This window comes from Bacteroides sp. UBA939 (assembly GCF_002293435.1).
Lineage (GTDB): Bacteria > Bacteroidota > Bacteroidia > Bacteroidales > Bacteroidaceae > Bacteroides.
In genome coordinates this window covers 1-7,998 of sequence record NZ_DBDF01000142.1, presented here as the reverse complement: position 1 = coordinate 7,998, position 7,998 = coordinate 1, and the positions used below count along the sequence as shown (strand labels likewise).

The 7,998-nt window shown below is 43.2% G+C and carries 3 protein-coding genes; 2 read left to right on the top strand and 1 reads right to left on the bottom strand.

Translation table 11 applies throughout. From position 1 onward, the window contains the following. The first annotated feature begins 541 nt into the window (after window positions 1–541). Window positions 542–5,014, top strand: a complete 4,473-nt coding sequence (locus B2Z67_RS08875) for a hybrid sensor histidine kinase/response regulator transcription factor (RefSeq protein WP_291529466.1) — start codon at window positions 542–544, stop codon at window positions 5,012–5,014. 185 nt (window positions 5,015–5,199) lie between these two features. Next, the gene (locus B2Z67_RS08870) at window positions 5,200–6,225 is read left to right on the top strand and encodes a hypothetical protein (RefSeq protein WP_291529465.1); all 1,026 of its coding nucleotides are present in this window, start codon (window positions 5,200–5,202) and stop codon (window positions 6,223–6,225) included. A gap of 407 nt (window positions 6,226–6,632) precedes the next feature. Here the strand turns inward: B2Z67_RS08870 and B2Z67_RS08865 are convergent, their stop codons facing one another. Further along, the gene (locus B2Z67_RS08865; protein ID WP_291529464.1) at window positions 6,633–7,565 is read right to left on the bottom strand and encodes an Rpn family recombination-promoting nuclease/putative transposase; all 933 of its coding nucleotides are present in this window, start codon (window positions 7,563–7,565) and stop codon (window positions 6,633–6,635) included. Between the last annotated feature and the right edge of the window lie 433 nt (window positions 7,566–7,998).

The following is a 7,998-nucleotide window of genomic DNA, read 5'->3' as shown; positions in this document are numbered from 1 at the left end:
TATTCTTTGTTTATTCATCAAGTACTCTAAAAGATGAATTTATAAATCAAGGTGTGTTGCAAAAAGCGGAATAATGCTATCATAATGAATGCAAATGATTGCTATTTGTTGTCATTTGGATATTTTTGCAGATTCTCAGGCTGTAAGGGGGGGATAGTAGTTAGTAGTAAGTAGTTAGTAGTAAGTAGTTAGTAGTAAGTAGTTAGTAGCAAGTAGTTAGTAGCAAGTAGTTAGTAGTTAGTAGTAAGTAGTAAGTAGTTAGTAGCGAGTAGTAAGAACAAGTAGTTAATAACTGATGGTGCAGAGTATTGGCTTTAACTCCTAACCTGCATTGTTCATGCAGACTAAGCCAACTTGTTGGCTGATAACTCCTTTACCTCCTTTACCTCCTCTAACTCCTTTACCTTCTCTACTTCCTACAGTATGAATAATGTAGGTTATATTCTTGTCTGTGACGAACTTTATACTTATCTTTGACAAAACAATTAATAAAGCTCTCCGAGATGTTAGCCTTTATCCAAATATTTAAAACAACTCATCTATGAAAAATAGTTCCAATGCCCTGCTGGCTTTACTTATTGGCATAGTGTTGTTTATTCCTGCGGCACTCTGCGCGCAGCCCATTTGCCAAATCCAACACTTCTCCACATACAGCGGATTATCGCAAAGATCCGTCACGCACATTGCACAGGACTCCAAAGGCTTTATATGGTTCTCCACCTGGAACGGACTGAATAAGTTCGACGGCTACGCCTTCAAAAACTACAAAGCATACCCCGGCGACGGCTGCACGCTAACCAACAACCGCCTGCTGAACATCGAACCCAACCGGCACTGCGATATCTGGTGCCTGACGTACGACAACAGAGTCTACCTGTTCGACAGCCGCCAGGAGAAATTCATCGACATCCTCCAACCCATCGAAAAGGAACAAAACATCACCTACACCGTCAACAGAGTGTATGTTCTCCCCAAAGGAATCAGTTGGATTGTATGTGCCCAAGGCGCATTCCGGATAGATGAACATAAATTCAGGAACAAAGAACAACACAACGAAGCCATCACATTCTATAGCCCGGAAAACGGCAATCTGCCCGGAACGACAATATCAGCAATCCTGCAAGACTCGGAAGGTGACGAATGGATCTGCACCAACAAAGGCGTTCGTATCATCGGAGAGAAGAAGATATCATCCGATGCAGAATTCAAAACCGCCACCGAGAACAACAAGAAAATGTACCTGATATCCTCGGACAACCGGCTGGCTATTTATGACCTTCCAACCCAACAGCTCCAGTACCAGACAATTCCATACCCGTACTCTTCACTGAACATCATACGGGGCTTGGGAGAAGATTCCATCAGCATCAGTACCGACAACGGAATCTTCTTCTTCGATGCACTGAAGAAACAATTCACACATGCAGATATCCGTACCCCGGGGCAAACTTCGCCCGAAGTATTGAATATCTTCAAAGACAATCACAACGAGCTATGGCTATTCTCCCACGCCTCCGGAGTGACACGCTACAACCCAGCCACCGGCGAAAAGCAACATTACCAAACTCCTCCCGAAAATATGCCCTTGGCGGAACGCAAAAGCAGGGATATTATCTTTGAGGATAGTCAGGGAACCCTATGGATGGTGCCGCACAACGGCAGCCTGTGCTATTACGACAGGAACAGCAAACAGCTAAAGCCCTATTATACCGACTACAGCAACCCAAACTCTAAATTCATTCCGGTCATTCTGGATTGTTATCTGGACAACCAGAAGAACCTCTGGTTTGCCAGCAGTTTTGAAATGGGTAAGATATCCTTCTTTCCCAATGCGTGCCAGTTGGCCCCCTATGATTACGGATTCGAGATGCGCGCTTTCTTTATTGATAAACAGGAGAACCTCTGGACAGCCAACAAGAAAGGACTCATCCGCATCTTCAACCCCGACCAGACTCTGAAAGGATACCTCACCCCGGAAGGAAAGGTTAGCCTGCAAGAAACCCCATTCTCCAAAAACATCTACTGCTTTATGGAAGATGAACAAGGGAATATCTGGCTGGGAAGCAAATACGACGGAGTGTTCCGCCTGAATAAAACCGGCGACAGACAATACCGAATACAGAAATACACCCACCGGGAAAACGATCCGTACAGCTTGAGCAACAATAGCATATATTCTATCTATCAAGATTCCCGGAAACGTATATGGATCGGTACTTACGGCGGAGGACTAAATCTGCTACAGGAAACCCCGACCGGCGAAATCCGGTTCCTGCACAGCAAGAACACACTGAATTATCCCAAAGAGAAGTTCAATAAAGTACGGATTATCAAAGAGGTAAACCAGACTTTACTCGTCGGCACCACCGAAGGCCTGCTTACTTTCTCCTGCAACTTCACCAATCCACAGGATACGAAAGTCTATAAGAACATACGTATGCCCGATGCAGTGTCCAGCCTCAGCAGCAACGATGTCACCTATATCTATACGGACAGCCGGAAGAATACGTACGTGTTGACATTCACAGGGGGAGTCAATCAAATACTGTCGGATGACTTGCTGACCGACCATATCCGGTTCAAGACTTATACCAAGCAGAACGGTTTGTCGTCCGACCTGGTGCTGTCCATGATTGAAGACCAGCAAAACAAATTGTGGGTTATATCAGAAAACACCTTGGCACGGTTTGACCCGGACAGTGGTACATTCGATAATTATGATGAAAAGTTTCTGCAAAAGCAATTGTATTTCAGTGAAGCCATACCCGTCAAACTACAGGATCAGCTAATGCTGGGAACCGAAGCCGGTATCTTAAAGATGACGCCTGCCTCTCTGAACAAGAGTACATACGTTCCGCCCATTGCTTTTACCGGACTGAGAATACAGGGAACTCAGCAAAATCTGGATATCGACGACTTAAGGGAACTGAAACTGAAACCCAATGAACGGAATGTATCTTTTCAATTCGCTGCATTGGATTATGTCGACCCGGTAACTATCAGTTACGCCTATCGACTGAAAGGGCTGGAAGGAAAATGGAATGAGGTGGACAACAACCGAACTGCCAACTACATTAACCTTCCTCACGGTGAATACGAATTGCAGATACTCTCAACCAATAGCGACGGAGTGTGGGTCGAGAATATGCGTACCCTCAAAGTAACCGTCATCCCTACTTTCTGGGAAACTTACTGGGCGATATTGTTCTACGTCATCCTATTCATCCTGTTTACTACATCCATCGTATATATCTTTATTTATATATACAGGCTGCGCCACCAGATTAATCTGGAACAGCAATTGACTAACATTAAGTTGCGCTTCTTCACCAACATCTCTCACGAACTGCGTACTCCGTTGACACTCATCACAAGTCCCGTCAGCGAAGTTCTGGAACATGAACCCCTGTCGCCCGAAGCCCGCAAGCACCTCACGCTGGTACACAAGAATACGAGCCGTATGCTACGGTTGATAAACCAGATACTCGACTTCCGCAAGATTGAGAATAAAAAGATGAAACTGTTGTTGGAAAAGATGGAAGTCATCGCTCTGTTGCAACGGGTAATGGATAACTTCCGGCTCATAGCCGAAGAAAAGAATATAGGCTTCCGGCTGCAATCCGACCAGGAAACCATATACGCCTGGATTGATCAGGATAAATTTGAAAAGATTGTCTTCAACCTCTTGTCCAACGCATTCAAGTACACACCTCCCAATAAGGATATCACGGTAAACGTTAAGGTGATGGAAGAAAGACTGACCGTTTCCGTAGCAGATGAAGGTATCGGTATTGATTTAAAGAAGCAGCAGACTCTTTTCCAACGCTTCGAAACACTGGTTAATAGCAATATCCTGCAACCGTCCTCCGGTATTGGTCTGTCGTTAGTCAAAGAGCTGATAGAATTGCATCAGGGAGGTGTTCAGGTAGATAGCCGTCCGGGAGTAGGCAGCGAATTTATCGTTACGCTTCCGCTCGACCCAAAGGCGTACGAAGGGAAAGAGAATGCCGAGTTTATTCTGAACGATGCTCCATCTATTGTTCCCCAACACGAGGAAAAAGCGGAAGTAAATGGTTCTGGCCCGGAAAGGAATGGTTCTGATTCGGAGAAGAAAGATTCTGACCCTGAAAGGAATGGTTCTGATTCGGAGAAGAAAGATTCTGACCCGGAGAAAGATAACTTTGACCCGGAGAAGAGTGACTCTGACTCGGAGAAGAGTGACGAAGAACAAATCTCCGTGTTAATAGTAGAAGACAATGTGGAACTCAGGGGTTTCTTAAATGATATCCTGTCCGCCACCTATAAGGTCATTGAAGCCACCAATGGACAGGAAGGATTGGAATGTGCTTTACAATACATACCGGATTTCATCATCAGTGACATCATGATGCCCGTTATGGATGGTCTGGATATGGCCAAAGCCGTGAAAGAAAACCGGGACATTTGCCACATACCTATTATTCTTCTTTCCGCCAAATCGTCATTGGACGATCGTATTTCCGGTCTGGAGCAAGGCATTGACGACTATATAACCAAGCCGTTCAGTTCAACCTATCTGAAAACCCGAATCAAAGCCCTGCTCCGGCAACGCAAACTACTTCAGGAACTCTATCTGGAACAATGGATTGAAAAACAGAAAAAGAGTCCCGTAACTTTCACGGACATAGAACCATGCCAACCGCAAATCACTCCATTCGACGACCAATTCATGGAGAAAGTAATGGAAATAATGGAGCGACAAATGGATAATTCGGAAGTTACAATTGACGAATTCGCACAAGAAATAGGTATGGGGCGATCTGTATTCTACCAGAAACTGAAGAGCATAGTAGGACTATCACCCGTTGACTTTATCCGTGAAATGCGGATTAAACGCGCTGCGCAACTTATTGAGAGCGGAGAGTTTAATGTTTCCTCCATAGCCTATATGACGGGATTCAATGACCCGAAGTACTTCAGCAAGTGTTTCAAAAAGAAGTATGGAGTAAACCCATCGGAATATAAAGGAAAGTAGTTCACAAGTGAAATATTGGTTCAGGCAACATGGGCGGTTCAATACACTTCCGCCATTATCCAAGCAATGAAAGCGTCGAAATAAATGTGATAAAAGATTGCCGAAATGTTTTTTTTGTAAGTTTGCGACTCATGGCTTATAACAATGAGCAACTCATAATAATAACCATCATAAATAAAAGCAATATGGAAGTATCAGAGAAAAGTACAAAGGCCGAAATCCTAAAGGCTTATGAAGCATTGCTGCAAAATGTGCAAAATGCGAAAGCCAATGTGCCTAAACAAGTTCAGGAAGAAAGGCTAAAGAAAGAAACGTTGGAGAAAGTAACAAGCATTTCCAACGAAGGGATCGTAAAAAGTATCGCTACTCTCAAATCCAGTCTGAACAATTCACTGGATGAGATTCAGCAAAGTTTGAGCAATGAATTTAAACAGTTGGAAGATATCCGCGCTGCAATTGCAGTGGAAAAGAAATCGCTTGAAGATTTGTATTCTTTGTCGGCAAACACCGATTCATTAGCTGCCATGCTACTGACCCAAAAGGAAAAGAAAGAAACTTTCGAGAAGGAGATGAAGGATAAGGGAGATGCCTTTACTAACGAAATTGCGGTAAAAAAAGAACAATGGGAAGTAGAGAAAGCCAAGCAAAAGGCGGAAGAGAAAGAATACTCTGATGCATTGACTAAATCCCGGAAGCGTGAAGAAGAGGAATATGCATACAACCTGAAGAAACAACGGCAAAAAGAACAAGATGAATATGACTCGAAGAAAAACCTGCTCGAGAAAGAACTTATCATCAAGAAAGTACAGTTTGAACAAGAGTTTTCTTCCCGCGAACAAAACCTAAAGAATGCGGAAGCCGAACTGTCCGAACTACGAAAGAGTAATGCCGAATTCCCTGCCAAAATGGAAAAGGCTTTGAAAGATAAAGAGGCAGAAATCACCAAGCAACTCCAAACGAAATATGGTTTTGACATCAAATTGATGGAGAAACAAAATGAAGCCGATATTCGTTTGAAAGACCAAATGATTGCCTCGCTGCAAGAGAAAATAAAGGAACAACAGGTACAATTGAAAGAATATACGGATAAAACCAATCGCGCCGAAGCCAATGTGAAGGATATTGCTGTGAAAGCTATTGAGAATGCATCACAAATACGGATGTTTACGGCTAAAGGAGAAAAGGTGTCTGAGTCGGGATTGAAGGATTGACGAGATTCTGAAAATTAGCAAGTATCTGAAAAACAGATATAAGGAAGGCTAATATACCAACTCCGTATTGTATCTTACAATACGGAGTTGGTCGATTGCTTACCTCTGTCCCTGTACTATTATTGTAGTCGTTCACGAAATTAAATGCTGAGTTCACTTCAAAAGTCTTTTTTGTCAGAATTTAACGGCCACAAATACTTCTGAGGGGGGTAAAAGTGCTAAATTGCACTTTTAGAAGGGGACTCAATGCTCCATTGTAAAGAGGATCAGTAGCTGCATCATTTACATATTTCAGTTGATTTCCGTTGTATCCCTGCGAAACAACTACCAATTCCGTTCTATGCAAAATCTGTACGGAACGGGACAGAAAAAACAGTTCGTAAGTCGTTTTAATGTAACTATATTTGCTATAGTGCAGCTATATCTTCCAAGGACAACCCTGTACACTGGGAGATTATTTCAAAAGCTATACCCTGCTTTTTTAAATTTGCGGCAATAAAACGTTGTTCTTCTGCTTTACCTTCTGCTTTACCTTCTGCTTTACCTTCTGCTTTGCCTTCCGCTTTGCCTTGCGCTTTACCCTTTTCAAATCCTGCCGCCATTCCTGCCGCCATTCCTGCTGCCAAACCTTTTCGTTCCGCACTATTATACAATGTTTTTTCAACACTGATAATATCCCAGAATTTTTCATACCCCAATAACTCCGCTTCGCTGAAAGCGGACTCTTCCAATGCCGTTACGGCCTTCTTCACTTCAGGATTGGCCAGTAATTCCGCCGGCACCTGCCGTGTATTTTCATCTATCTCCGTCAGATAGCGAAGCCATAACACCAGCATTTTCTTTTCGGAATAATTCTGGGCGGTGAACTTGGGAAGTTCCACGAAAATCAGTTGCAGTCCTTCGATTATCTTGTCCGAATTCTCCTCATGTACCATGCGATAGTAATGGTAGTAGCCTTCCAGGTCGGGTTCAAAGATCTCATTTACCAGATTAAGCGAATACACCGGCTGCAACAGTTCGTACTGCTCGCCCACGCCGATCTGGCGTACGTACGCCTTGGAAGCGTTGAACAACACCCTTTGCCTGAATTCGGGAGACCAGATCATTTGCATCTCTACGATAAATTGTCGCCCGTTCCTGTCTTTGCAGCGCACGTCGACAATGCTGTTCTTGCGTAAGGGATTATCAGGAACCATTTCCGAAGGAAGGTATTCTATTTCCGTAATCTCCTGTTCTGCGGTTAGCGGAAGCAGGGCATTGAGCAGGCTCATCACCAGGTCGGGGTGCTCGCCGAACACGCGCTTGAAAGTCAGGTCTGCTTTAGGATTTAAGTATTTCATAATCAGTCGTTGTTTCGTTGGACTATGCAAATGTACATAAAAATCGGCTGTTTGTATACAGGTTGATATAAAAAAACAAGGAACATGTTTTTTCCACACTATATCCCACGCAAATGGCGTAGATATAATATGTCCAGTCGGATTCGGGTAACTTCTCAGCGATACAGCAGTTATGACCATCATACTTGCACAGATAAGCGTATTGTTGCTTAGTGAATAATCAATTAGTTGCCTTAAAAGTAATAGAACAGCAAATAGTTTACAATGATACGCCCAAAAAGGGATTTCTTTTTTTACAGTGGCTAAAAGACACATTAGCGAATGTACTGGCCTTCCGCAGGAAAATAATAAAAGTACCCCAAAAAGGAGATAACCTACATTATTCATAGTGTAAATACTTCGTAATAATTATTTTTACTATAAATGAGAATTT

What these genes read in the sequence shown, in the direction of transcription:
- B2Z67_RS08865 (WP_291529464.1), bottom strand. Translation starts at nt 7,565, where the DNA reads ATGAAATACTTAAATCCTAAAGCAGACCTGACTTTCAAGCGCGTGTTC.
- B2Z67_RS08870 (WP_291529465.1), top strand. Translation starts at nt 5,200, where the DNA reads ATGGAAGTATCAGAGAAAAGTACAAAGGCCGAAATCCTAAAGGCTTAT.
- B2Z67_RS08875 (WP_291529466.1), top strand. Translation starts at nt 542, where the DNA reads ATGAAAAATAGTTCCAATGCCCTGCTGGCTTTACTTATTGGCATAGTG.